Source organism: Fibrobacter sp. UWB12 (assembly GCF_900142485.1).
Taxonomy (GTDB): Bacteria; Fibrobacterota; Fibrobacteria; order Fibrobacterales; family Fibrobacteraceae; genus Fibrobacter.
The window spans coordinates 67,576-92,371 of the sequence record NZ_FRAZ01000002.1; the positions used below are offsets into that span (position 1 = coordinate 67,576).

The following is a 24,796-nucleotide window of genomic DNA, read 5'->3' on the forward strand; positions in this document are numbered from 1 at the left end:
TAAAAAAGCTATTCGTCCTTGAGCAAGTGCTTTGATACCACGTTTTTGTACTCTTCTTCTGCCGTCATATCGTTGATTCGATTGCTCTTTTTGCCACCTTCGTAATTTTCAAAATAGCAATACGTTTCGTAAACTTTTCGTACTTTGATGCGCTTGCCATTCACAAAATACACGGAGATTTCAATATGAGCAACTCTATTCTGTTTCAATCGAAGCGGCAACTTAAAAGAATTTGTCGTCAGTTCATCTCCGCTAAACGTTTTAATCACAACGCCTTTACGTTTGACAACAATCTTCTTAATTTGTTTTAAATCAGCACCCATCAAGCCAGCCACGCTAAAACGGAGTGTTGCCGGAATATCGCGCTCTTCGGGCAACACATGAATTCGTTCACGTCCCGAGCCTTCTATAACAATGGTCGGCTTTAGAATTTTAGGTTGTTGAGCGGAATCCTTTACAACGTTGGCCTTACGTTCATCGGCCTTCGTCAAAACCTCAGCCATTTTAGCCGAAACAAAATTCATATTCCACGTATGGCAGATGTATTCCACCTCGCCATTGCCACAATTTACAATAAAACGTTTCGGACCAAAAGCCGTAGAGTCTTCCCATTCAATAGTCCGCTTGTACAGCCCACTTTCAGAAATAGTATCTACAAGTCCCTGCACCGAGATCAAGCCTCCTGGCACATACAAAGCTTCTAGCGTAACACTCGGTTTTCCAATATATTCATTCAGGACCTTCGGCTTAAATTCGACCTGGGTCTTCTTTATAAGACTATCGGCCTTCTTGTTAAAAGATTCATCAAAAGCAAGCAGCAAAGTTTCCAGTTTATCAAGATTCAATTTGGAAGCCCGAATTCCTAGTTCTGAAGCGGCCTCAGTCGCTATCGAATCTATAGCACGCGCCAAAATGAGCGTTCCCGAACTAGCCAACGAAAGAGTTTTAACACCATTCACATTGGAAATCATAGTTTGTCCGTTCTTGACAGGCTGTAAAGAATCACCATTCACAGAAACATCAACGGAACCTTCCTTGAGCGAGGAAACATTCAGGCCGTCGGTATATTCAATAAAGCCAGCTGCACCACGAGCAATTGCCGAAACCTTTTCAGTCCGAAAAACAAACTCATCTTTGACCGCTTGCTTTTGTACATCGAACAGCAATCTACCATGAAGGAGCGAAACCGATAAAGAACGTTTCAAAGACTCAATAGCAACATCAAATTGGACATCCGATTTTCCATCAATCTTTAAAGCCGAACCATCGGCTACCGAAAGCACGACTGAAGAAGCGACTCCAGACGTCAGTTGCGTTTTTTCGTAGATGTTCTGTCCCAAGCTCAAGTTGGATGCTTCCCCATCAACCTTTATCCTTGCATCACCTGTTACATCAAGCACTACAGCACTAAATTCATGTTTTAGGGGCAAATCCTTATTTGCATTTTTTTTCGAAGGATCATCTTTATCGCAAGCAATCAGAGATAACGCAAAAACGAGGGCTACACCAAATAGTCCCGCTTGCAAAAAATCGGTTCGAAACGAACTTACCATGTTTTTCAATCTAGTAATTAAAATTTCATAAATGAAATTTAAAATCACTTTTCCCCCTAGAAAAAAAACAAGAAATTGTTCCCCATCACATGTTTTGACAAACTCGAAAAACACGGGACTAAAAGAAATATAACAAAAATTTCTAGATTTTTACCCATGAAAGCGATTACATTAAAAGCCGGGCGTGATAAATCCGCCCTCCGTTACCACCCCTGGATTTTTAGCGGCGCCATCGACGAAGTTGTCGGGGACCCTGAACTTGGTGACGTTGTCGAAGTTTACAGCTACCGCAGTGATTTTCTAGGCCTCGCGGCATACTCCCCCAAATCCCAGATCCGCGGACGTTTTTGGACGTTCGGGAACGAAGGCAAGAATACAAAAATCGATCGAGAATTCTTTAGCGACCTCCTTGACCGAGCTATCGCTGCCCGCAAGAGCCGCGGTTTTGACATTGCCGATAAGGAAAACGCTTTCCGCCTCGTAAACGCTGAAAATGACGGCATTCCTGGTTGCATCATAGACAAATATGCTGACATTTACTCTGTCGAAATTCTCGCAGCAGGAGCCGAAGTCAATCGCAAAATCATTTACGAACTGCTCGCCGAAAAGACGGGCTGCCGCGGCATCTATGAACGCTGCGATTCCGAAGTCCGCAAAAAAGAAGGATTGCCGTTACGCACGGGCACGGTCTTTGGCGAAGTTCCCGACGAACCGGTTATCATCAATGAAAACGGCATTTTGTTCCCTATCGACGTGAAGAACGGTCACAAGACGGGTTATTACCTCGACCAGCGCGATGCAAGACGCCGCGTAGGAGAACTCACAGCCGGCAAAAAAGTGCTCAACTGCTTCTGCTACACTGGCGGTTTCGGTCTCTACGCACTTCGTGGCGGGTGCGAAAAAGTTTATCAAGTCGATGTTTCCAAGGACGCGCTCAAGCTCGCCAAGGAAGGCATCATGAGGAACAAATTAAGTACGGCACACGCAACACATGTCGAAGCCGACGTATTCCAGTACCTGCGCAAATGCCGCGACAAGGCAGAAACGTTTGACTTTATCGTACTCGATCCGCCAAAGTTTGTGGAAAGCAAGGACAATTTGCAAAAAGGCGCCCGCGGCTACAAAGACATCAACATGCTCGCGTTAAAGCTCCTCGCCGAAGGAGGTATGCTTGCAACATTCAGCTGTTCAGGCCTCATGGAAATGGACCTGTTCCAAAAGATTATCGCCGATGCTGCAGCCGACGCTCACCGCCGCGTGCAAATTATCGAGCGCTTTGGGCAGCCCGCAGACCACCCCGTGAACACAGCCTTCCCCGAAGGTCAATATCTCAAGGGATTACTCGTTCAAGTCGTGTAAAAAACACAAAAAGGGATGTTCTGTTCCACTAGAACATCCAAAAATCTTACATAATGATTATATACAAGTGACAACGCCTGTATTTTTTTATAGTTTTCCAAGTAAGGTTAGACTGCTTTTTAGAGGATCAAGAAATGTACCTAGTAACATACGATATTGGCAATTCCTTTATAAAAGCAGCACTTACAAAAATCAACAATACAATTGAATTTGTCGGTGCAACGGTCACGACGACCCATACGACAACCACCTTGGGTGGCAAAGGTGTGGAGCAAAGCACAGAGCAATGGTGGGATTCCATCTGCCGCAGCACAAAAGAACTTCTCAAAAATTACAGTGTTACAAGCGACCAAATCAAGGGCATCAGCTTTTGTTCCCAATTGAACGGAACTGTTCTAGTAGACGAAAAAGGAAATACTGTTCGCCCGCCCATGACGTTCCTTGATAGGCGCGCCGATCAAGAATTCAAAGAATATTTCAACAACGGCCTAAAGATCCACGGGCTCAATATTTGGAAGCTCATCAAGGCCATGCGACACACGAGCATGGTTCCGGTCGGAGCATACAGCCCTATCTGGAAATACAAGTGGGTGCAAAACAACGAGCCCGAAAACTTCGCCAAAATAGACAAGTTCCTAGATGTCGGCGATTATCTTTTGTTCAAGACCACGGGCCGTTTTGTACGCACCGAAGACTCCGCATTCTGTGCAGCACTCAATGATTGCCGCAAAGGGCATTCCGGGTGGAGCCACACCATGGCCAAAGCTTACGGAATCAACGAAAATCACTTGCCCGAAATCGTGCAAAGCACAGACATCGTCGGACAGATTACAGAAGAAGCTGCCGAACAAATGGGTTTGGAAAAGGGAACGCCTGTTATCGCTGGTGGCGGAGACGTTGCCATGGTCGCCATTGGCTGCGGAAACACCCACAGTAACCTCACCGGTATTTACTGCGGCACCTCCGGTTCAGTCTGCACCGTGGTCGACCATATTATCCAGTTTGCCGACATCATGATGATTGCAGTCAAAGGTCCTAATCCCGCTCAAAAATATTTGTACGGTGAACTCGAAACTGCAGGCAGGTGCTTTGCTTGGGCACGAGAATTAATCGGCAAACTAGACAATTCCGAATACAGCTATGAAGAATGTGCTTCACTTGTCACAAAAGCAAAACCTGGGGCACGAGGACTATTGTTCACTCCGTTCATGAACGGTTGCAAAACGCCATTCGAAGATGGAGAAATCCGCAGTTCGCTTTCGGGCATTGATCTTGAAACAAACCGTGGAGATTTGCTCCGTGCCGTAATTGAAGGAATTTGTTTCCACTTCCGCTGGCTTCTTGAATGTCAAGCCAAGAAGTGCAAGATTTCTGACACGATTCGTTTTGCAGGCGGGCTTGCAAGAATCAACATCATGAACCAAATTCTTGCAGACATTACAGGCCATACAATCGAAACGGTCAAGCATCCGCAGTACGTGGGCGCACTTGGCGCTGCAGCCGTTGCCGCAATCGGCCTTGGGCAAATGAAATTCGAAGACATTCACAACTACATCGAGATTACGAACACATACACACCGAATCCCGAGAATCACGAGATTTACAACAAAATCTACAAGAAATTCCTTGCTAAAGTCAAAAGCGACCGAAAGCTTGTGAAAGGATAAATCCTCAAAAAAAGAGAAGCCCGCCCTTCGACAAGCTCAGGGACCTGAGCGGGCATGACACCTTAAAAACAATGAAGCCGGGACGAGCCCGGCATAACATTGTACGAAATCTTTCAGTTGTAACTAATAACTAAAGACCATTGACTAATGGCCAATTATCGTTTGTTACGCGGAAGTTCGCTTGCATGCTTTTCAAGCCATACAGCATCTTCCAGAGCACGTTCAGCTTCAGTTGCCCAGTCGGAATCCGGGAATTCACGAACAACATCACGATAGCGCGTTACAGCGCTGTGGAAGTCGCGCATTTCGCGATAGATATTGCCCATTTGGAGCATTGCGAAATAACGTTCATCCGGAGTGATTTCGTTTTCGAGCAAGGCCTTATACATTTGGAGAGCCGCTTCATTGTAGCCATCCGCATAAAGCGCATTGGCATTGGCAATGGAGTTCGTCGCCGTCGGAGCAACTTCATTATTCTGCGAGCTCACAGCTGTTTCAACGGACCTCGCCTTGTCGTTCCCTGTCTTTTTAGCTTCTTTCAGAGCCTTAGCCTCGGCTTCCTTCATGGCCTTTTCTTCGGCTGCGGCATTAGCAACAGCATTGATTTCGGCCATGCGGTCTTCGGCAGCCTTGCGGAACTTTGCATCCGGAGCGGCTTTCTTCAAATAAGCAGACAAATACTTCTTTTCTAAATCGAGATGCTTGCTTTTCTGGTTAATCTTTGCCAAATAGTAATTAGCATCGTTACCACGTTCCTTGTACGAAAGACCTTTCTTCAAGTTGAACTCGGCCTTGTCGTATTCTCCCATCTCATAACGAGTTAGGCCTGCATAGAAGTATGCACCGGCATCGCCAGGCTTCTTCGAAAGCACAGTTCTCCAAAGTGGAGCGGCTTCCGCATAACGGCCTTCGGCAAGCAAAGCCTTGCCTTTTTCAAACGGGTCTTCGGTAGCGGCAACTTGAGCAGGTTGAGCAGCTTTCGGAGTTTCCGTCTTTGCAGGAGCAGCTTGTTGTGCAGGCTGGGTTGCCTTTGCTGGAGCCTGAGTCTTTGCGGGCTCAGCCTTAGCCACTTCAGCCTTCGGTGCACTTGTTTCAGCCTTTGCCGTTTCGGTCTTTGCAGCAGCCTTGCCACCCTTCATCTTTGCGCGTTCCGCATCGGCCTTTGCCTGCTGGCCCATAGCTTCGTAAGCCTTGGCAGCACCTTCATAAGCCTCTGTCAAACTCGGATCGTAACCATAAGCGAGGCGGAAATTAGCCACAGCGCCCTTATAGTCCTTCATCTTCATGCGGACTTTGCCGGCAGCCATGTAAGCTTCGGTATTCTTCTTATTTTCAGCCAACATGGCACGATATTCGCCAAGAGCCTTATCGTACTGGCCCTTAGCCTCAAAACGGGCGCCCTGTTCTATACGGGGGTCAACAGCCCAAGATTGAGACATACCCAACAAAAACGCAAGTGCAATAAAAGACAATTTCTTGTTCATAGCAAAAAAAATAGTAAAACCCATTGACAATGTAACTTATATAGGCGATATTACAAGCAGAGAATGCGGATATTTTTCTCTAAAACCATCCGCAAAGGAGAAAATAAAATGAAAATCACTGAAGTTGTCGACAAATACAAACCGGACGAACAAGAGCTTATCATCGAAGCTTATGAACGTGAAGGCGGCGACACCGAAGATGTGGATCTCATCCTTCTTGACCGCATTTGCGCACGCCTCGGTTTTGGTCTTGAAAACGACTCCGACAACGATGATATCGCCGAAGAAATCAATTTTGACGAATATGGAAGTCACTTCGAAGACGTGTCCGAAAGTGACGACGAACTATAGCCATATTTAAAACAAATTAATTTTTAAATATCAGCAACGCAACGGACATATAGTCCCTTATGAACACTTGCGTCTGTTCGATCAATATCGTGGTCAGCTCGGTTGAACTCCCATGAACGGGCCGTATTTTCTTGTATGGACGTGCGAGACCAATAATGTCCGGAATTCATTCCATCGCAATAATTGTCCCAGTCCTGGCAACCGCCCTGCCCTAAGTTATCCCAGTCCAGCGTCTTGCGGTCTTTCTGGAAGTCACGCCATTCCGCATCGTCTGGCAAGTGCCAGCCCGAAGGGCAAGCCTTGAGAGCATCTTCGTAGGTGTAATAGCGCCCGAACTTTTCACAGAAAGACTTATCTTCTACATAGCATTGCTTTTCGGAAGTTACGCTAAAAGCAAGGTTTTTCATCATCCAGATTTTTCCGCCACGGACACCGACCACATATTTTTTATTGTCTCGTCTATCCGTAAAAATCATATCCCTTTTAGATATTCCCATTTCCGAAAGGAAATCGCGAGGATACACGCAGCGCACTTGCACAGCATCGGAATTTTCAAGATCGACAATTTTTGCCGTACCACGCTTGGTTTCTAGCCTAATTGCGCGATTGCCCTGATTGCGCACTGCAAAATACGCGAAACCTTTTTTCACATTCACGACTTCGTCCATTTCGAACTTGTAAAAGCCGAGCGAAGAATGACCGACAAAGTTTTTCATATTTTCCAACTTGTCGTCACCGGAAAACTGATCTTCAATCAATTGATCCCAGTCCATTTCATCGGGAACCTGCGTACCTTCCGGGCAAGAGGCGACCCAGCTGTCATCGCGGTAAAACGGAATTCCGTTTTCATCCGTATAGAACGAGGTTTTGTTATACCTGAGGCTCTGTTTGAACCAGTTTAAATTTCCAGATGGAATAGCACGATAAACGCGCCCATCCCTATAATCCTTAAATTCAGTAGCGTAATTTTGGGTGACCACAGACACGGTCAAAAAAGCAACGGCGCACAAGACACGCCTAACCTCATCCAACATCTAAAACCTCATCTAACAAAATGACTTACCGAGTAAGCCTACACAATATATATACGCATTTTCAAGAAAAATGCTATAAAAAATTGTCAAAAATAAAAAACAGCGCCAATATTGCCCGGAATCACCCAGAATGAAATATTATTTTTACAAATTTCATGCAATTTAAGCACACCCAAGCTCACTCCAGTCCCGACAAGCGCTCCAACTACAACATCTGTAGGATAATGCTTGCCTGCCATAACACGCAAGGCAGCGACACCCCCAGCAAGCGTCAACGATGATGCCCACACGAGACTTTTGTACTTGGAGTTCGGGTAAATTTCAGAGAACCACTCGCCTGTAAAAATTGCAACGGTAAATGCTGCAGATGAGTGTCCCGAATAAAACGAGCCAAAAGCTTCACCGCGAGCAGACTCCGCTTTTTTGCTGCCTTCCCCGCGCTTTGCATATACGTAAGGACGTGGCCAAAGTTGCGAAGAACGGACAATCTGGTTTATCGCATTCTGTAACGCAAACGCTTCCACAAACATGAGCGTAAAAGCGCCAAAATCATGACCATCAGCATCACCTTTGTACCAAGAATAACCTGCCAGCGCAAGCGGTGCAACAGCAAGCACACCCGAATAATGGCTTACGGTAGTCGCCCAGTCGCTGTAATGCCCCACGAACGGACGATCCCACGGCAAAAATTCCGACTTCGGTTTTAAATCGTTTAACGAAATACGTTCCATGCCATAATAACGATAAACGCCAAGCGCCGAAGTCAAGGTAATTCCAAGCACAAGCGGTACATCGAGCCGCACAGATACTTCGTAGTGATGCTCTGGTTTTACAATTTCTTGCGAAACTGCAGAAAACGTCAGCGTTTTAGCGCAAAGCACTGCAATAATCACGCGAAAAAAGGATTTAACCATCATTTTAAACATCAAAGTCCATCTAAAAATTTATATTCACAACGACAAACATAAAAAAGCATTTGGCGGACAAAGTGATAAATTCGAATTTTAACCAGAACCGAGAACCAATCATCCCGAACATGGAACTTTTTGGAGCCATTTCCGACGAAATGCGCCTCAAGATTTTGCTCTTGCTGGACCAGTCCGAATTTACGGTCAACGAAATCAAGGATATTTTAGATATTCACCAAAGTAACGCAAGCCGCCACTTGGCAAGGCTCTCGCAATGCGGGCTCGTGAAAGACCGCCGCGATGGCATCAAGGCTTATTACCGCCTGAGCGAAGAACTCTACATGAGCGGTCGCCTTTTGCAGATTATCCGCGAAGCGTACGACGAACTTCAAGATAAAGACATTTTGAAATGCCGCGCCGCACAAGCGCTCGAAGAACGAACCGACAAGACCAAGGGACAAATTCACAAGCTCGACCAAGCCGGCGGAAGCCTCAAGGCACAAATCAGTCTGTTCAGCAAACTCATGGTGCCGTTTGAAAACGCGGTCGACATCGGATGCGGCGAAGGCGGAGACCTTTCGCTTATGTTAGCCAGCCGTTGCAAGAACGTGACGGCCCTCGACTATGACCCCAAAATCATCAGCGGGCTCCAGCAAGTTCTGCAGCAGAAAGGCATCGAGAACGTAACGCCGAAAGTCGCCGACATGACACAGACGGGGCTCCCCGACAATTACGCAGACCTAGTTCTTATGAGCCAGGTGTTGCATCACGCGACAGATCCGAGACTTGCCCTCAAGGAAGCCACCCGCATTTTGAAACCGGGTGGAATACTTGCACTTTTGGACCTCGCACAGCACAAGGAAGAATCTTTCCGCACAACGCACGGCCACATTTGGCTTGGATTTGAACGCAGCCAGCTTGAATTTTTCGTGAAAGAACTCAACTGCAAGGTCATCGAAAGCGAAATCATCCCGAGTGAAAACGAAGTCGATAAAAAGCTCCCCGTGATTTGCATGATTATTACTAAGGAGTAGGTCATTCAGTCTAAGAACCAATGACTAACGACCAATAACTAAAAATTCACTTGACCATTTCGGGAAAATCAAATATCTTTATAAAAAAAGCCAAGGAGAAACCTTATGGGAAAACTGATCAAGTACACCGTATTCATCGCTGTTTGCATTATTTCGGCATTCGGCATCTACAGCCTCGTCAAGACCGCTAAGACCGACGAAAACACACTCGAATAACGAGCCACGTTCGAACGGTAATTTCGTTCAAAGGCAAACAATTTAACAGACCGTAGTGGGCAACCGCTGCGGTATTTTTATATTTCCTTATATGAATATTCTCAATAAGAAGCCTGCATTTTTCGTGGCAATGTCCGCACTTTTCTTCGCGATTTTGCTGATTGTATTCCGTAATTTCGCATTCGATTCCAGCCAACTCATGCTCAACAGCGACCAGCTGAACGGCATTGGCAGCCGCATTTTGCGCACCTTCAACGTGATTCTCACGGAATGGGACGACAGCCGTTTGGGCGGCATCCCGACGATGGATGCTTTGTTTGCCGACGCTTACCACCCGCTTGTGTGGACGCAGTTCCTGATGGACCCTGCCCGCGCCGTAGGTTTCAAGTTCATATTGACCATCTGGGTCGCCTTCATGAGCGCAATGCTCCTTGCCTGGAACTTGACCGGCAATAAATGGTGGGGTTCACTTCTCGGATTCCTCTACGCTTTTTCCCCAGAATATTTCACTTACATTTACGGCGGCCACGACGGAAAGATGATGGTTTTTGCCATCGCTCCGTTGGCACTCCTCGCTGTTAGAAAGATTGTCCGTGACGGAAGCCTTCCCTACCTCATCGTCTTTGCGCTGAGCATTGTATGGATGATTCTCGGAAGCCACCTACAACTCACTTACTTGTTCTTGTGGGGTGCAGGACTCTATACGCTTTACGAAGCAGCCTTCCATTGCAATACACTTGCCACCCGCGGTAAGCGCATTGGACTTGCGGCAGCGGCACTAGCATTCGGGCTTGCCATCAGTTGCTTCCAGATTATTCCGCCTTACCTTTACACGACAACGCAATCCGTTCGCGGCGAAGGCGAACATACGAACTATGGTCACGCCGTAAGCTGGTCTTTCCATCAGGAAGAAATGGCACAAATGCTCATTCCGGGATTTATCGGTGTTGACGTTTACGAACAGGACGAAAAGAGCGGCGACCTGAAGGGTAGTTCGCTCGTGAACGTTTCCATGAACGAATACCGCAAGATGGCAGAAGCCGGTAGCCAGGGCAGTCCGTTCTACTGGGGACACAACAGCTTCAAGCTCGACCACAACAATGCGGGAGCGCTCCTCACCTTCCTCGGGTTCCTCTGCCTGTTCTTGCCCGGCAAGCGCCGCTGGGCTAGCTTTTGGGGACTCGGCGCCGTTGTTGCTCTTAGCTATGGCATGGGCGATCACTCTCCGTTCTTCAAACTCTGGTACAATATTTTGCCGGGCGTCAAGAACTTCCGCGCTCCGGGCATGGCACTCTTCTGGCTCCCGCTCTTGCTCGTGATGATGGCAGGCCCCGTGCTTAAGGCAGTTACGGACGAAGGTGAAAATGCAGCCAAGAATCGCCGCGCACTCTTGCACGGTACCGCAATGTTCGTCGTCTTACTTTTGCTCGTCGTGATTGCTCGTTTCAACTGGACCACGTTCATTAGCCCGTTCGGTTTTGTCGTTTGTCTCGCCTACGCAGCCGCATGCCTCGGCGTGATGAGCCTCGACGATCAGGGTAAAGCCATCAACGCCAAGAATTTTGTGGAAGCATTCAAGGCGAAGCTCCCGGGAACTTCGAGAGGCATTCAAGCCGCAGTCGTTATTGGGTTTGCCATTATCGGCATGTTCCTCATGAGCGGTCAAAAGCTCTTGAACGATCCGATTACAGCCCCGTACTTCAAGCCGCTGAACGAGATCGTAATGAACGCAACAGCCTCCAAGATTATCCCGAGTTTCATCTTGATTCTCGTCGTGATTGGAGTAAGCATTGCCGTGTTCAAGTGGAAAGGAAGTACTCCCGCGAAAGTCGGTATACTCGCCCTCGTTGCAGGCATCGAACTCATGACCATCAACGGCGCATTTATCCAGAACGTTGCCGCAAACGAATACTTGCAACCGAAAAACGGCGTCGTAGCAGCCATCAAGGCTCCTTATAAAGCCGATTCCCTCAACACACCACGCGTGCTTTCGCTTTCGCGCAACAAGGCGCTCGGTGCAAACATTTTCCCGCAATACCACATGCGCAATGCGGACGGATTCCACGACAACGAACTTTCGACCTACCGTGAATTCCGTGGCGGACAGGGCAACGCCAACTACTTGATTAATGTAGGCGATCCAACGGCACAACATCCGTTCCTCGACCTCATGAACATCGGAGCGATTATCTTCGACACGCAGCGAGGCACCACCTACATGCCGATTACAACCACCATGGGCGAAGCCTACATCTATGGCGAATCAGCCACGATGGAAGATGCCAAAGCCATCGATGCTTTGAAGAACGGATTTGAATACCGCGAAAAAGTCATTCTCTCCGAAGAACCGCAAAACAAGGGTGAAGGCGGAGTTGCTCAGGGCAAGGCAAAGCTCGTTGCAAGTCCCAAGATGGATACGCAGGTATTCCAAGTCGAAAGCGACCGTGCAGGCTTTATGGTTGTCGCAGGAAACTACCACCCCTACTGGAATGCAACAGTCAATGGAAAGGAAGCCAAAGTCTACAAGGCTTTCGGTACACTCCGCGCTGTTGAAATTCCGAAAGGCAAATCTGAAGTCCGCATGGAATACCGCAGTAAGCCGTTCCATGCCTGCATCAAGGTAAGTTTATTTGCACTCATACTGCTTATCGCATTCGGCGCATTTGTAGTCGTAAAGGACCGTAAAGCACAAGCAAAATCGTAATCTGAATTCGCTGTATGAAACCACGAAAATCAGTCTTTTCCGTAAAAGCGGCTGTTGCTGCATGGAGTTTAACAATGAGCCTTGCAGGATTTAGTGGTGCTGCGGCACCCATTGAAACAGTACCTTGGAACGGTCATGTCGGAGCCGTGAGTTTCACATTCGATGATGCACTCGAAAACCAGGTGCAAAACCTCACCCCCATCCTTGACGAATTGAAAGACGTCCATGTCACGTTTTTCGTTACAAGCATGGGAAACGGCATACAGAACAATGCAGCCGGTTTTGCAAACCTTGCAAAAGCAGGGCATGAAATCGGGAATCATACCGATACGCACGCCCACTTGAGCGGCATCAGCGACAATAGCGAATTGGAAAACGAAATTGTCAAGTTTGCGGATAAAATAGAAAGCACCATGGCCGAAAATGGGGCGAAAGTCCGCATCACATCGCTAGCCACGCCATTCTGCGAAAACAACGATAAAATCAAATCTGTCATAAACAAGCGCCACTTTATTAACCGCGATTGCGGCTGGCACGGCAGAAACGAATGGGATGTAGAACCCGAATGGTTGAGCATCCAAGCCAAGGTATGGACCCGTTCCGGTGCAAGCGTCGAAGAATTACTTTCATCACTTGACACGGCTGCATTTATCGGGAACTTCGAAGGAGCAAAACCATGGGAAGTTTCTGTAAAGGGCGGCTCTTGGCTAGTCGTTTTGAACCATGGCGTGACCGATGACAAAGGCGATGATTACGCCATCAACCCAGAAGAAATCAAGAAACTTTTCAAGCATGCACTTGAAAACGATTTGTGGACAGCTCCTTTTGGCACTATCGGAGCCTACCACCGAGCACATTTCATCGTCGACAAAGCCGATAAAAATGAAACCGAAAATGGCTACACCGTCCAATGGGAGATTCCGAACGAACACATGCCTGAAAGCGTTCCGCTCCGCGTAAAAATCGATACCAAATCCGTTGACGAAAAAGCAATCGTAGAGCAAGACGGGAAAATCCTAAAACAAGAAAGCGATGGCACCTACATTATCGAATTCATGGCAAAAGCACTCACGGTACGAAAGCCCAAAGAAGGCGAAAAGAATCCGCAAGACTCCACAACAGCCATCGCCAAAAATCTACAAATCGAACGCGGATACACAAAATTCACATTATTCGACATGAACGGCAACGAGTTGGGAGCTGTTGACAATTTTGCTGTACCCGAAAGATTTCCTAAGGGCTCCTACATTATTCGCGCAGAATCGAAAGGACATCCCTCAAAGACAGTGAAAATGGTGCATAAATAATTTTCGAACGCAGAATGAGACCTGTTGGCATAACCCTACGTGTGGACAAAAATGTCAACAGAGCTGTAAAAAATTCAATACTCGAACACCTATAAAAATATTTCTTTAGAAAGAAATGTATCTTTGATTATAGGTAGTTCATGTTTGCAAGAAACAAAATCAACATTTACGAATATTCCGATTACCGCAAGTTCTTGCAGGATTTTTACGAATTGGAAAAATCCCTCGATCCCACCTTTAGCTATAGAGTTTTCGCATCCGCAGTTGATATCGATGCAAGTCTACTGGTCAAGATTTTGCAGGGCAAACGACACGTTTCAAGCATAAGCATAGAATCATTCGTACAGTTTTTTCGCTATAAAGAAGGCAAGGCGGAATACTTCCGTGAAATGGTAGCCTACGGGAAAGCAAAAAACGACGAGCAAGTACGCAAACACTTTGAGACGCTCCAGAAAATGCGCCCCGCTGCCTGCCGAGAACTAGACGAAGCCCGCTACCGCTATTTCCAGCAGTGGTTCTACCCCATGATCCGTTCTGCTCTTGACGTATTCGACTACCGCGGCCCGGAACATGCCGCCGCACTTGGGGATTCATGCATCCCGAAGCTCTCGGCAAATCAAGTCGAAAGCGCAGTCGAGGCTTTACTGCAACTTGGCCTTGCAAGCACTCGAAAAGACGGACGCGTCGTCCCGACAGAAGCTCACATCAAAACGAAAGAACATTGGCTTAGTGCCTCCATCAGCGAATACCAAAAGAGTATCGCCGAACTCGCCCACCGTTCCATAGCCGAAACGCCCAAAGAAGAGCGAGATATCAGCACACTCACGATGGCACTTGATTCCACACAAATCCAAAAAATCCGAGACATACTCTCCGAAGCACGAAAATCCATCGTAAACGTGGCAAATTCTATGCCCTCGCCCATTTGCGATAGCGTTTATCAATTAAATTTTCAATTGTTCCCCATGATGAAGAAAAAGGATTGACGATGAAACGTTTTTTGACCGCGATTTTCCCTGTTGCCTTTTTCTGGGCTTGTTCTGACTCTAATACAGCTGGAGCCACAAGCGAAACCACAAACGGGATCGCGTTTACAATCGTAGATGCATCGCGCGCGCCCATTGCAAATGCTCGCGTTAAACTTTACTCTAAAGAAAACATGTCCGTATTGGGAACAGCGGAATCTGATACCGCAGGCATTGCGCGTTTCGATTCGTTCGCAGAAACGTTTGATAGTTCTCTCACCGCCAACACATTTGTCGAAAGCATCGCCGGTAACGATTCGTCTTTGATGGCATGGGCGCCATTAGACACAAGCAAAACTGAAATTTCACTTTTACCTTCGGCAAGCCTTACTATACGCACCGGTACCGCAGAAACGGACTACGCCAAGCTTTATGAAGCAATTTCGCTAAATGCGACCCCTTATGCAGCATTCCTCAAAAATGGCGAATACACATTCACCCACGTGCCTGCGGGCTTATTCGACGTCGTTGCAGGCGATTCGCTCATTGCATCTGTTGCACTAGAAAACGGAGCTTCAGCCGATACGATTATCCGCGTTCCAGGCGTTACACGCGAGTTCGTATTCGAAGACTTTGACGATGGTGATAGCTTAAACAACATTGCAAAAACTTATTCAAACTACGGGTGGTATTTCTCCACCATCGGAGACGCTCAATTCACGCGCCCCGATTCTGCATCTGGTTTTAGCGAAGCGCTTGAAGATAACGAAAACGGGAAATATCTTTCCATTCGCTACAACAATACAGACTCCGGTTTTGTTCTAGTCGGCACACATCTCGGTAGCGATACAGGCTATTACGACATTTCAAAACTCAGCGCAATACGCATCAAGGTTCGCGGAGATGGAGATTTTTCCGTAGCACTGGAACACTACAAAGAAATTGGCGACAACATGTTCCGCAAGGCTTTGTGGAAATCAAAAGCAAGCGAAGAATGGCGCGAAATTGTTTTCCGCCCCGGTGAAGAAGTTTTGAAAAGCGAAAGCTATCAAGTCCGCTTTAACGAAATCGCAAACGAAATCGGATTTTTCACCATATTCGCAAACAGCGGCACATACCTTCAAATCGATGACATCGTATTTGAAGGCATGGATTCCATCTAGACTTCTATTGCATCATCGCTATTGGATATAGCGGCGTTTCACGGTGCCCGCCGTGGTGTATTCCACCACGATGAAGAGACTGCCGCGCCCTCAACGGTAAATGTCACGAATTCACTCATCCACGTAAGTCCGGAGTTATCCGTCACCACAGCAACAGCGGAATGCGTTCCAGCAGCGAGATTTTCGCCTGTCACCTTGGGAACGCGCCCGTAAGTGTTATGCCAATAGTTGTTCGCATAAGTCAAGTGAGCATCTTCGACAAGCGCCATGTAAGGGTCCGTGCCCCAACAATTGTATTCATTCGCGCCGTCAAAATCGAGATAGCTGATTGTCGCATTGTCAACAAATTCCATATCCATGCCATCGCTAATCCACTTGTAGCTGATATGGTCTGCCCAGAACTTGTTAATATGCTTTGAAGCAGTACCGACCGTTTCAAGGCCATCACCGCCTTCAATCAAGTGCGGGTTCACATCGTAAATCGCAAGGTTGCGGTAGATATGGTTTCCGGAACCTTCGTTGCTACGCACAGCGATGGCAGCCCCGCGAAGGTTAGCACCACGGCCCATGCCCACTAGGCTCTTGTTTGCCTTGGTGGTAATCCAGTTGTCCCATTGTTGCAGGTTTTCACTTTCTTGCACAATCTGCACGCCCGCTTCCGTCAAGTCGCTGCAACTGTTTGCCTTGAACGTAATGCGATAGAAAGTATTCGTCTTGCCCGTCACGCGATTCTTTTCGGTACATGTCGTTTTGCACCAAGTACGTTTTTTGCTTTTTGCTTCGGTGACTGCATTACGGAACTGCCTAAAGTCATAAGTTCCTTCGGGAACAAGAATCGTCACCGCATCGTTGCTTTGCAAATACTTGCGGATGCTTGCCGAATCGCTCGCGACAACAATCTTTCCAGCATCGCCACCCGTCGTCGAGGCACCAAAGCCTTCGGCCTTCACATAGAATGTGTAAAGCAACACTGCAGTCGGGTCAGATTCATCGCTCGTCCAAATCCACTTGGCTTGCGTATTTGCAGCAAAGCCGTTCAAAGCGCCGCCACTCGGGAGCTTGTCGCTTGCATAGTCAAGCGCGGTTGCGCCACCCCATTGTGAAAGGTCGCGGCAATCAACTCCGAGCCCGCTTTATCGCCGCCACCATAAGCAGCATCGGACGGGAGCGAAACGACCTCCGTTGCCGGAAGTCTTTTAATGACCTTGATTCATTTTTACGTTGTTCATAGACAACGATAGTGTTTTTTAGAACGTAACGCGCAACGAACGCAAACCGCGAGAGGTTTTGACGCGGACTACATAACGCCCTGCGGGAACGCCTTCGAGGTAGAAAAGATTTCCCGACTGCATCTGCTGTACCGGAACGAGTCTGCCATTGTAAGAGAACAATTCCACCTGTTCACGACCAGTGCTTTCCAAATCAGGAACTTCAAGGATTGCGCGACCATAGCCTAAACGCTGCAAATGCATTTTCGGCGCACGGGCAAACACTTTCAGAGACGTACGACCACCAAGATTTCCTGGGACAGTTCCGTCGTTTGTGCTCGTCTTGAAATTGATATTCGTACCAGGCGCAGCAGAAGCAAAGGCGACTACAAAGAGCGATGTGCTATCTATCGCACCCTCGAATACAATATTGCCTTTATTAACGCAACTATCCAAATTCACATATTCGATCTCATCGGTGAATCCGACAAGGCCCGAGACCCAGCCCTTGTTTACGGTTTGGTTATTTACCGAAATGTCACCCGCATTTACAGATTTGAACAAATCCATGCTCTTTGCACCCGGACGTACATAACCAACGATACCGCCAACATTGGGACTCAAGGCATTTTCAATCACGATTTTGCCATTGTTTTCCATCCGGCTCGCCTGCTTGACTTCCCAAATGCCAGCAATACCACCCACTTGAACATTCTGTTGGATTTCGACACCATGATAAATGACATCACCATTATTGATGCAACTGTCGAGCACCGAATTGGTATTGCCCGAAATCAACCCATAAAGCCCACCAACCCCCGCATACGATGCAGCGACTTCAATCTTCCCGTAATTGACGTTTCCGACTACATTCTTTTCGGAAGGCAGCGACGGGTTCACGCCCACAAGGCCACCAACAAAAGCGTATTGCGCAGGGACATTGACCGAAATATCCCCCTTGTTCACGTTATCCTTCATTGTATAAGGAGCAATCAGCTGACCAATAAGGCCACCCACCTGAGTATAACTATTTCCATCAACTGTAATACTCGCCTCGTTCACATTTCTTTCGAGTGCACCCGGATCAACAAGAATTCCAATAATGCCACCAATAGACACCTGTTTCAGTGACGAAACTTTGATAGACCCCTTAACCGAGTTGTCGTAGAACCCAACCCAATCACCCACGGTGTTACCCATCAAGCCGCCCAACTGCAGGTCAGCCGTTTCATCTTTAGTGGATTCGAATTTTAAATCGACCTTATTGTTCCGCACCACAGCCTTGCCTGTCACCACCTGCGAAACAAACGTTCCAACAATTCCCGACGTGCGGATGTAGACATTCTCGAAAACGACATTGTTGAAATAGAGCGTGTCGTCGCCGTTGTTGAATACAGGTCCAAAAAATCCCGGATTCCCGACCCTACCCAGCGAATCATCCATGTACAAGTTCGAAATCTTGTGGTTAGCGCCATCGAAGCTACCTTCGAAAGGACCAATCGGCTTCCAGTTACCGACATCGCGACCGCAAACCGTGCTCAAGTCCAAGTCGGCAGTCAGCTTGAAATGCAAGCCCTCGCCGCCATTTTCCAACTTGACACCCTTGTACATGCCGCTATCCAAAACGGCATTGCGGAACTGAAGAAGTTCCTGAACAGAACTGATGGTGAGCGGATCATCCTTTGTTCCCTGATCTGCGGCAAAACAGCCAACAGCAAGTGCCAAAACCCCAAACATTGAGAATAATTTCATCATTTCCTCCTTATTATCTTGTCTTTAATATAACAAAAAAAATCCCGCCAGGGAATACCTGACGAGATTTTAAAACGTTCAAAGCTATGAACTGAGGTATCTACTTCCCCGCTAAGTATAAGCGAGTATGGAAATCCGTGAAAGTCGTATAATCAAGCAAGACAAGGCGCGAGCCCCCGTAGCACCACTCTTTATCCCGCTAAGTGGAACCGAGCAAGACAAAGAACGATTTGGCGTAGCGTACTAAAACGTACGTGAGCCAAATCGTGATGCCATATTGCGAAGGTTACACGACGCGGGTCATGCCAGACATGCGGTCGCGGAGCCAAGCACCGATCTCTTCAACCGGATGGTTACGGATGTTCTTGTTCACCTTGATGAGTTCTTCGTTATCGACAGCGTTGGTATTGCCTTCGTTGAAGATATCGCCAATGTCGCCCTTCTTGACTTCGTTCTTCATGAAGTCAGCGAGGAGAGGAACGCACTTGTTAGCAAAGAGGTAGCAGCCGTATTCTGCGGTATCGCTGATGACGCGGTTCATTTCGAACAGCTTCTTACGAGCGATGAGGTTTGCAATGAGCGGAGTTTCGTGGAGAGATTCGTAGTAAGCGCTCATCGGCTTGATGCCCACAGAGCACATGGTTTCGAATGCGAGTTCCACACCGGCCTTGATCATAGCGGTCATGAGAACGCCACGGTCGAAGTATTCCTGTTCGGTGATCTGCTTGTCTGTTGCGGCAACCTTTTCGAATTCGAGTTCGCCGGTTTCGCCACGCCACTTGAGGAGGTCCTTGTCGCCAGCTTCCCAGTCGACCATCATCGTGCTGGAGAACTTGCCAGAGATGATGTTGTCCTGATGTTCGCAGTAAAGCGGCTTCATGATCTTCTTCATCTTTTCGGCGAGTTCCGTTGCGCGGATCTTGGCCGGGTTGGAGAGACGGTCCATCATGTTCGTGATGCCACCATGCTTGAGGGCTTCGGAAATCGTTTCCCAGCCGTACTGGAGGAGCTTCACAGCGTAAGCCTTGTCGATACCGAATTCCTTCACCATCTTGTCGTAGCAAAGGATCGTACCAGTCTGGAGCATACCGCAAAGGATGGTCTGTTCGCCCATGAGGTCAGACTTCACTTCGGCGACGAAAGAGCTTTCGAGAACGCCCGGACGGTCAGCGTGGAGACCAGCGGCGTAAGCCTTAGCATAGTCCCAGCCCTTGCCTTCAGGGTCGTTTTCCGGGTGGACAGCGATAAGGCACGGCATGCCGAAACCACGGAGGTATTCAGAACGAACTTCGGAACCCGGTCCCTTCGGAGCGACCATGATCACAGTGATGTCCTTACGGATTTCCTGGCCTTCTTCGACGATGTTGAAGCCATGGCTGTAAGAGAGAGCTGCGCCCTTCTTCATGAGCTTCATGATAGCCGGGATCACGTTGTGGTGCTGCTTATCCGGTGTGAGGTTGCAAACGAGGTCTGCATCCGGAATCATTTCTTCATAAGTACCGACCTTGAAGCCGTTTTCAGTAGCGTTCTTCCAGGACTGGCGCTTCTGTTCGATGGCTTCCTTGCGGAGCGTGTAGGAAACATCCAAACCGCTATCGCGAAGGTCGAGACCCTGATGGAGACCCTGAGCACCGCAACCGACGAACACAATCTTCTTACCCTTGAGGGCTTCAACACCACGGCTGAATTCAGAATGTTCCATGAAACGGCAGTGGCCAATTTCTTCAAGTTGGCGACGCATAGGGATAGAGTTGAAATAATTCATTTTTTTGAACCTCTGTTAAATAAAATTGTTCCGAGGGGAAAGATAGCAAAGTAAAGTGGAAAAAGTTACTAGTTTCCAGCCACTAATTACTAGAAAACATAAAAAAACGGAAGAAGCCCGACTCGTCATCCTGAGCGAAGTCCTTCGGGCGTAGTCGATATACGAAACTTGGCTACTTGTAGCCTTAGTTAAGTTAGGTTCGTAGGAGCAGGATCCAGTGAAAGGATTAGATTGGAGGGGGAAGCCTCCCCCTGATTGCAGCCCCGGCTCACATTGTCACCCCGGACTAGTTCCGGAGTCGCCTATTTCTGTTGCAACAATCGCCGGGTCTTCCATCACCCCTACTCCTAAGGGCTCCGCCCCTAAAACCCCGGATTCATCGGTAAAAACTTCTTTTTTACATTTAACACGCAATTATCTACAAACAAAGGTTTCCCCATGCCCATCACAAATAAAGCTACACTCACGCAATGAAACGAAGAAAAAGGATTCGGTTTTGCAACCGCAAACGGAATAAAATACTTTGTCCATATTTCAGCTTTAGGGCATCCCGTGAGACCGCCTAAAGTCGGCGACACAATCATCATTTGCAGCTTCGGCAAAACAGAGAAAGGCGCAAGAATCGAAAAAGGAATCCTCGAAGGTGTAGCCTCGCGAGAAGAACAAGCCACATCCTCCCCAGTGCGCAAAAATTACCGTAAGGCGAAAAAATCCAAGATCGCTGTGATAGTCGCGATATGCATTGCGTTAGCATTCGCATTCGATATATATGTAGTTTACACGACCCCCGAAGATGCGCCCCGCAACAAAAAAGCCTGCCTACTCAAAGAAAATCCAGCCGAAAAGGAATACTCCTCAAGACTCCATGTTGCAAAGTACATTTGCGACAACGACCATCTGCCGGTCTATTACGTCACCAAAAGCGAGGGAATAAAGCTTTACGAACAAAAGACCGGCAAAACATTTGTGAAATGGAATTTCAACCCGCACACAACGCTCGGTGTGATGATTGGCGGAGACTACTTTGACAATCGCGAAGGAAGGCTACCGCCAGCGTATTACTACGAAGCCGATGTCGATTACTTTGGAGACAATCGCGGCACAAACCGCCTTGTCTATAGCAGCGGCTGTAACATTTATTACACCACCGACCACTACAAAACATTCAGCAAAATAGTGTTTGAGAAACAACCTTGAATTAAAATTTGTGCGTTTTAGAAAATTCCGCTACCCTTCAAATTTCCAGCCGCAATCATTGTGGTAAATCATCTGGCGGGTCATACCGCCGTCAATGCAGATGTTTTCACCGGTGATGAATCCGGCTTTGTCGCTCGCGAGATAAAGCACCATGTTCGCGATATCTAGCGGATTGCCGACGCGGCCAGCAGGCTGCTGGGAGGCATCAGGGCCATCATAAACTTTGAAATCCGTATCAATCCAACCCGGAGAAATCGAGTTCACTCGCACACGGCCCGCAAAACTCATAGCTAAAGCATGCGTGAGAGCCGCAATCCCGCCCTTCGCCGCCGTATAGCTTTCCGTTTGCGGTTGGCTCATGCGGTCGCGAGATGACGATATATTTATAATGCTCGCGCCCTTTGCAAAATGCGGCGAGAAAAGTTTTGCAAGATAAAACGGAGCGGTCACACCGACAGCGAGCGCATAGCTGAATTCTTCGTAACTACATTCGTCAATACCCTTCATCAGCGGGAGTGCGTTATTTACCAGCACATCCACATGCCCGTTTTTTTCGATAACAAACTGCGCAAACTTTTCCAAAGTCTCTTTCTTTGAAAGATCCCCAACAAAACAAGGATTTTCGCGGATGTCGATATACGCGACTTTCGCTCCCTCTTTTTCAAATTCACTCACGATGGAAGCGCCAATCCCATGCGCCCCACCCGTCACCACGACCACTTTATTTTCAAACGACTTCATAATGATAAATATACATTCCTGTTCTTTTCAAGTGAACGACTGACAACCATTGGCGACAAAATAAAGCCTTTTGCAAACGGTTGGTTGCAAAATTTAGGGAATTCTCTTTTTTCACATTTTTCGATTATAGATTAAGACACCAAGTTTTTACATGGCATCTTTTTCATAGATTGATGTAAAGAAAATTTCTTGACACAAGGAAAGATTTTTCATATATTATGAATGTAATAACAAAACCAAAAATTCTAAAAGCAGTAAGGCTTATGCCCCAAAAAGAGCAAGTTCTCTTCGCCAAATTGGTAAGAGACTTACACGAGAAAGGGCCTGTCTTACCCAACTGGCCGAACTACAAAAAACTAGTGAACACAAATACGCACCATTGCCACCTATCATACCATTGGGCGGCATGTTGGATTGAAACGATTAAAGGAATTGAACTGGAGGTCACTTATGTTGGAAGCCGTGAAAATGCGCCTTACTAGTAAGGCAAAGAACGGGACTGTATTTACTTTTGAAGGGAAAAACATCCCCGACTATCTCGTCATATTCTTAAAGTCAGCTTTTCCAAATGTAGAGGAAGTCAAAAGTGACAACAATGAAAAATCCATAAATATTATGGATTCCGACTGGTTCAAAGAAATGGAAGCCCAAACGACTCCAGCAGAAAGCTTAAAGCTTTTGCGAACGACCTTCGGCTATACGCAACAACAGCTGGCAGACAAAGCAGGAATTACAAAGCAACAAGTATCTGCAATGGAACGAGGCAAAGAGCCTATCGGACGCAAAATGGCACATCGTCTCGCCAACGCTCTCGGAACTAGCTATAAGAACCTGTTCTGGTAACCTTCTTTCTGCAAAAAGCCTTTACTTCGCAAATCCGGGAGGCGGCAAATGCATACCGGCCATCAGGAGTTTGTTTTCGCGAGCGTATTGCATAATGCGTTTGCGGCTCTCGGCTGATTTAGCTTTATCCATATCGTAATTGGAACTGATTTCAGGATGGAACTTTTGCAAAGCATAGCCGTGCATCAAGTCGCCAATTACAAGTAAATTTGAAATTTGGAAAGCCGTGTGTCCCGGCGTATGTCCCACGGCATCCATCGCAAGCACTCCATGCGGAAGGCTATCGCCGAACGCAAACAAATGAAGACAATCCTTGTATAGCGCCATAATGTTCTTTTGCAAATCATTTTTCGGAATGTCGTTCATCCAAGCATCATATTCTACCTTACCCGCATAAACAGCCGCATTCTTGAAGACCTTCTCCATTTTCCCAGAATCGCCATTTTTCACAAGACCAGCAATGTGATCCGCATGGAAATGCGTCAAATAGACAAGCCCAACGGAATCAGGATTCACGTTCAATGCAGCAAGACGCTTCATCATCTGTCCGCCCCACGCACCAAGACCAGCGTCAAACAGGATGTACTTGCCATCGACCTTCACCAAGAACGTGCTGACAGAAGCCGGGAGCCCCGCAGGCATATTCAAACTTTCATAAAGCGAATCGCTCGCATCGCTGAAGAGTTCACGAGGCATCAGCTTTTTGCCCTCGTTATCCTGAATCCAAGTGACCGAAGCTCCGTTCGCAAGCGCAATGGTTTTCGTTCCTTCGACTTCAGGCATCTCCACTTTTGCAGGGGCCTCTTGGCCCGACGCTGTCTTACTTTCCGCAGAATCCTTCGTGGAATTTTTCGAGTCGCTACAGCCTGCAATCGCAAAAGCAAATGCAGCAATAAAAGGAATAAATTTATTTTCAAACAATTTCATAAAGGTAAATATATACTAAAAGAAGCAATCTCGCACTTCTAAAACTTGACACGCAAGTCACATAATCCTATTCTTTCCGCAAATGCTCCAATTTTTCGATGTAACCATAAATTCCCCGTATCTTCCGCAGGTTCAGGCATTGTATGAATCCGCGTTCCCAGCAAACGAACGTATTCCGATGAAGCAATTGCTCGATGACAAAATCAAGCGGGAATTTTGGGCGTTTTTCGATGAAGATTCTTTCTGCGGATTTTCAAATTCCATTTCACACGGCAACATCACAAACATCGTCTATTTTGCAGTAGAGCCAGAACTACGCAGTCGCGGATACGGCTCACAAATTCTGCAAGTCATTCGCGAACAACACCCCGACACACGCATTGTCGTCGATATCGAAGTCGAAGAAGATTCCAAAGAAGCCGAGGAACTCGAACGCAGGAACCGCCGCCGCAACTTTTACCAACGCAACGGCTTTGACTCCTCCCCCTTTGATTACGTCTGGCAAGACGAGCACTACCGCCTACTCACCGCAGGCGGCACCGTCACCGAAAAGGAATTCCGCGATTTTTGGAAAGAAATTCTCAAAGACATTCCCGGTGCGAAATATCCGTAGCATAC

20 protein-coding genes are annotated in these 24,796 nt (G+C 47.4%); 11 read left to right on the plus strand and 9 right to left on the minus strand.

Annotated features, from left to right (window positions below):
* Nucleotides 1-8: 8 nt before the first annotated feature.
* Nucleotides 9-1,553 (minus strand): FecR domain-containing protein, encoded by a 1,545-nt coding sequence (locus BUA34_RS02845; protein ID WP_254794292.1) that lies wholly within the window; start codon nt 1,551-1,553, stop codon nt 9-11.
* Nucleotides 1,554-1,709: 156 nt separating this feature from the next.
* On the opposite strand from BUA34_RS02845, the gene BUA34_RS02850 reads away from it, so the two are divergent.
* Together BUA34_RS02850 and BUA34_RS02855 are read left to right on the plus strand one after the other, a co-directional pair.
* On the plus strand, nt 1,710-2,912 hold the full coding sequence (locus BUA34_RS02850) for a class I SAM-dependent rRNA methyltransferase (RefSeq protein ID WP_072827251.1): 1,203 nt from the start codon (nt 1,710-1,712) through the stop codon (nt 2,910-2,912).
* A 134-nt stretch (nt 2,913-3,046) separates the two neighbouring features.
* A complete protein-coding gene (locus BUA34_RS02855) occupies nt 3,047-4,579 on the plus strand; it encodes a xylulokinase (protein WP_072827252.1) in 1,533 nt (510 codons plus the stop codon).
* A 155-nt stretch (nt 4,580-4,734) separates the two neighbouring features.
* Here the strand turns inward: BUA34_RS02855 and BUA34_RS02860 are convergent, their stop codons facing one another.
* Nucleotides 4,735-6,018, minus strand: coding sequence for a tetratricopeptide repeat protein (locus BUA34_RS02860; protein WP_254794293.1), 1,284 nt, complete (start codon nt 6,016-6,018; stop codon nt 4,735-4,737).
* 153 nt (nt 6,019-6,171) lie between these two features.
* Here BUA34_RS02860 and BUA34_RS02865 point away from each other — a divergent pair, with 153 nt between their 5' ends.
* Nucleotides 6,172-6,414, plus strand: a complete 243-nt coding sequence (locus tag BUA34_RS02865; RefSeq protein ID WP_072827254.1) for a hypothetical protein — start codon at nt 6,172-6,174, stop codon at nt 6,412-6,414.
* Between the two features lie 23 nt (nt 6,415-6,437).
* Here BUA34_RS02865 and BUA34_RS02870 read toward each other — a convergent pair whose 3' ends face one another.
* Nucleotides 6,438-7,448 (minus strand): FISUMP domain-containing protein, encoded by a 1,011-nt coding sequence (locus BUA34_RS02870; protein ID WP_072827255.1) that lies wholly within the window; start codon nt 7,446-7,448, stop codon nt 6,438-6,440.
* 86 nt (nt 7,449-7,534) lie between these two features.
* The gene (locus BUA34_RS02875) at nt 7,535-8,365 is read right to left on the minus strand and encodes a phosphatase PAP2 family protein (protein ID WP_175545414.1); all 831 of its coding nucleotides are present in this window, start codon (nt 8,363-8,365) and stop codon (nt 7,535-7,537) included.
* A 71-nt stretch (nt 8,366-8,436) separates the two neighbouring features.
* Between BUA34_RS02875 and BUA34_RS02880 the strand changes: the two genes are divergently transcribed.
* From BUA34_RS02880 to BUA34_RS02900, 5 genes are all read left to right on the plus strand, one after another.
* Nucleotides 8,437-9,390 carry an ArsR/SmtB family transcription factor gene (locus BUA34_RS02880; protein ID WP_254794294.1) on the plus strand — a complete coding sequence of 318 codons (954 nt, stop codon included), beginning with the start codon at nt 8,437-8,439 and terminating at the stop codon, nt 9,388-9,390.
* Between the two features lie 307 nt (nt 9,391-9,697).
* Nucleotides 9,698-12,310, plus strand: coding sequence for a YfhO family protein (locus tag BUA34_RS02885; protein ID WP_072827633.1), 2,613 nt, complete (start codon nt 9,698-9,700; stop codon nt 12,308-12,310).
* A 14-nt stretch (nt 12,311-12,324) separates the two neighbouring features.
* Complete coding sequence (locus BUA34_RS02890) at nt 12,325-13,617, plus strand: polysaccharide deacetylase family protein (RefSeq protein ID WP_072827257.1); 1,293 nt, start codon at nt 12,325-12,327, stop codon at nt 13,615-13,617.
* A gap of 140 nt (nt 13,618-13,757) precedes the next feature.
* Nucleotides 13,758-14,603 (plus strand): TIGR02147 family protein, encoded by an 846-nt coding sequence (locus BUA34_RS02895; protein ID WP_072827258.1) that lies wholly within the window; start codon nt 13,758-13,760, stop codon nt 14,601-14,603.
* A 2-nt stretch (nt 14,604-14,605) separates the two neighbouring features.
* Complete coding sequence (locus tag BUA34_RS02900; protein ID WP_072827259.1) at nt 14,606-15,745, plus strand: hypothetical protein; 1,140 nt, start codon at nt 14,606-14,608, stop codon at nt 15,743-15,745.
* A gap of 38 nt (nt 15,746-15,783) precedes the next feature.
* On the opposite strand, the gene BUA34_RS02905 is transcribed toward BUA34_RS02900, so the two are convergent.
* The 3 genes from BUA34_RS02905 to ilvC form a co-directional block, all read right to left on the minus strand.
* Nucleotides 15,784-16,785 carry a polysaccharide lyase domain-containing protein gene (locus BUA34_RS02905; RefSeq protein ID WP_254794295.1) on the minus strand — a complete coding sequence of 334 codons (1,002 nt, stop codon included), beginning with the start codon at nt 16,783-16,785 and terminating at the stop codon, nt 15,784-15,786.
* A gap of 207 nt (nt 16,786-16,992) precedes the next feature.
* Nucleotides 16,993-18,708, minus strand: coding sequence for a T9SS type A sorting domain-containing protein (locus BUA34_RS02910; RefSeq protein WP_139255857.1), 1,716 nt, complete (start codon nt 18,706-18,708; stop codon nt 16,993-16,995).
* Nucleotides 18,709-18,991: 283 nt separating this feature from the next.
* Nucleotides 18,992-20,470 (minus strand): ketol-acid reductoisomerase, encoded by a 1,479-nt coding sequence (gene ilvC / locus BUA34_RS02915; protein WP_072827261.1) that lies wholly within the window; start codon nt 20,468-20,470, stop codon nt 18,992-18,994.
* A 552-nt stretch (nt 20,471-21,022) separates the two neighbouring features.
* Here ilvC and BUA34_RS02920 point away from each other — a divergent pair.
* On the plus strand, nt 21,023-21,667 hold the full coding sequence (locus BUA34_RS02920) for a ribonuclease domain-containing protein (protein WP_072827262.1): 645 nt from the start codon (nt 21,023-21,025) through the stop codon (nt 21,665-21,667).
* A gap of 30 nt (nt 21,668-21,697) precedes the next feature.
* Here BUA34_RS02920 and BUA34_RS02925 read toward each other — a convergent pair whose 3' ends face one another.
* Nucleotides 21,698-22,408: an SDR family NAD(P)-dependent oxidoreductase gene (locus BUA34_RS02925; protein ID WP_072827263.1), complete on the minus strand. Its 711-nt coding sequence runs from the start codon at nt 22,406-22,408 to the stop codon at nt 21,698-21,700.
* Nucleotides 22,409-22,858: 450 nt separating this feature from the next.
* On the opposite strand from BUA34_RS02925, the gene BUA34_RS16050 reads away from it, so the two are divergent.
* Nucleotides 22,859-23,251 carry a helix-turn-helix transcriptional regulator gene (locus BUA34_RS16050; RefSeq protein ID WP_254794296.1) on the plus strand — a complete coding sequence of 131 codons (393 nt, stop codon included), beginning with the start codon at nt 22,859-22,861 and terminating at the stop codon, nt 23,249-23,251.
* 21 nt (nt 23,252-23,272) lie between these two features.
* Here the strand turns inward: BUA34_RS16050 and BUA34_RS02940 are convergent, their stop codons facing one another.
* The gene (locus BUA34_RS02940; RefSeq protein WP_072827266.1) at nt 23,273-24,178 is read right to left on the minus strand and encodes an MBL fold metallo-hydrolase; all 906 of its coding nucleotides are present in this window, start codon (nt 24,176-24,178) and stop codon (nt 23,273-23,275) included.
* Nucleotides 24,179-24,260: 82 nt separating this feature from the next.
* Here BUA34_RS02940 and BUA34_RS02945 point away from each other — a divergent pair, with 82 nt between their 5' ends.
* Nucleotides 24,261-24,791, plus strand: coding sequence for a GNAT family N-acetyltransferase (locus BUA34_RS02945; RefSeq protein ID WP_072827267.1), 531 nt, complete (start codon nt 24,261-24,263; stop codon nt 24,789-24,791).
* Nucleotides 24,792-24,796: the final 5 nt, after the last annotated feature.

What these genes read in the sequence shown, in the direction of transcription:
- BUA34_RS02875 (WP_175545414.1), bottom strand. Translation starts at nt 8,365, where the DNA reads ATGATGGTTAAATCCTTTTTTCGCGTGATTATTGCAGTGCTTTGCGCT.
- BUA34_RS02925 (WP_072827263.1), bottom strand. Translation starts at nt 22,408, where the DNA reads ATGAAGTCGTTTGAAAATAAAGTGGTCGTGGTGACGGGTGGGGCGCAT.
- ilvC (WP_072827261.1), bottom strand. Translation starts at nt 20,470, where the DNA reads ATGAATTATTTCAACTCTATCCCTATGCGTCGCCAACTTGAAGAAATT.
- BUA34_RS16050 (WP_254794296.1), top strand. Translation starts at nt 22,859, where the DNA reads ATGTTGGAAGCCGTGAAAATGCGCCTTACTAGTAAGGCAAAGAACGGG.
- BUA34_RS02890 (WP_072827257.1), top strand. Translation starts at nt 12,325, where the DNA reads ATGAAACCACGAAAATCAGTCTTTTCCGTAAAAGCGGCTGTTGCTGCA.
- BUA34_RS02895 (WP_072827258.1), top strand. Translation starts at nt 13,758, where the DNA reads ATGTTTGCAAGAAACAAAATCAACATTTACGAATATTCCGATTACCGC.
- BUA34_RS02865 (WP_072827254.1), top strand. Translation starts at nt 6,172, where the DNA reads ATGAAAATCACTGAAGTTGTCGACAAATACAAACCGGACGAACAAGAG.
- BUA34_RS02885 (WP_072827633.1), top strand. Translation starts at nt 9,698, where the DNA reads ATGAATATTCTCAATAAGAAGCCTGCATTTTTCGTGGCAATGTCCGCA.
- BUA34_RS02870 (WP_072827255.1), bottom strand. Translation starts at nt 7,448, where the DNA reads ATGTTGGATGAGGTTAGGCGTGTCTTGTGCGCCGTTGCTTTTTTGACC.
- BUA34_RS02945 (WP_072827267.1), top strand. Translation starts at nt 24,261, where the DNA reads ATGCTCCAATTTTTCGATGTAACCATAAATTCCCCGTATCTTCCGCAG.
- BUA34_RS02860 (WP_254794293.1), bottom strand. Translation starts at nt 6,018, where the DNA reads ATGTCTCAATCTTGGGCTGTTGACCCCCGTATAGAACAGGGCGCCCGT.
- BUA34_RS02940 (WP_072827266.1), bottom strand. Translation starts at nt 24,178, where the DNA reads ATGAAATTGTTTGAAAATAAATTTATTCCTTTTATTGCTGCATTTGCT.
- BUA34_RS02845 (WP_254794292.1), bottom strand. Translation starts at nt 1,553, where the DNA reads ATGGTAAGTTCGTTTCGAACCGATTTTTTGCAAGCGGGACTATTTGGT.
- BUA34_RS02910 (WP_139255857.1), bottom strand. Translation starts at nt 18,708, where the DNA reads ATGATGAAATTATTCTCAATGTTTGGGGTTTTGGCACTTGCTGTTGGC.
- BUA34_RS02855 (WP_072827252.1), top strand. Translation starts at nt 3,047, where the DNA reads ATGTACCTAGTAACATACGATATTGGCAATTCCTTTATAAAAGCAGCA.
- BUA34_RS02850 (WP_072827251.1), top strand. Translation starts at nt 1,710, where the DNA reads ATGAAAGCGATTACATTAAAAGCCGGGCGTGATAAATCCGCCCTCCGT.
- BUA34_RS02900 (WP_072827259.1), top strand. Translation starts at nt 14,606, where the DNA reads ATGAAACGTTTTTTGACCGCGATTTTCCCTGTTGCCTTTTTCTGGGCT.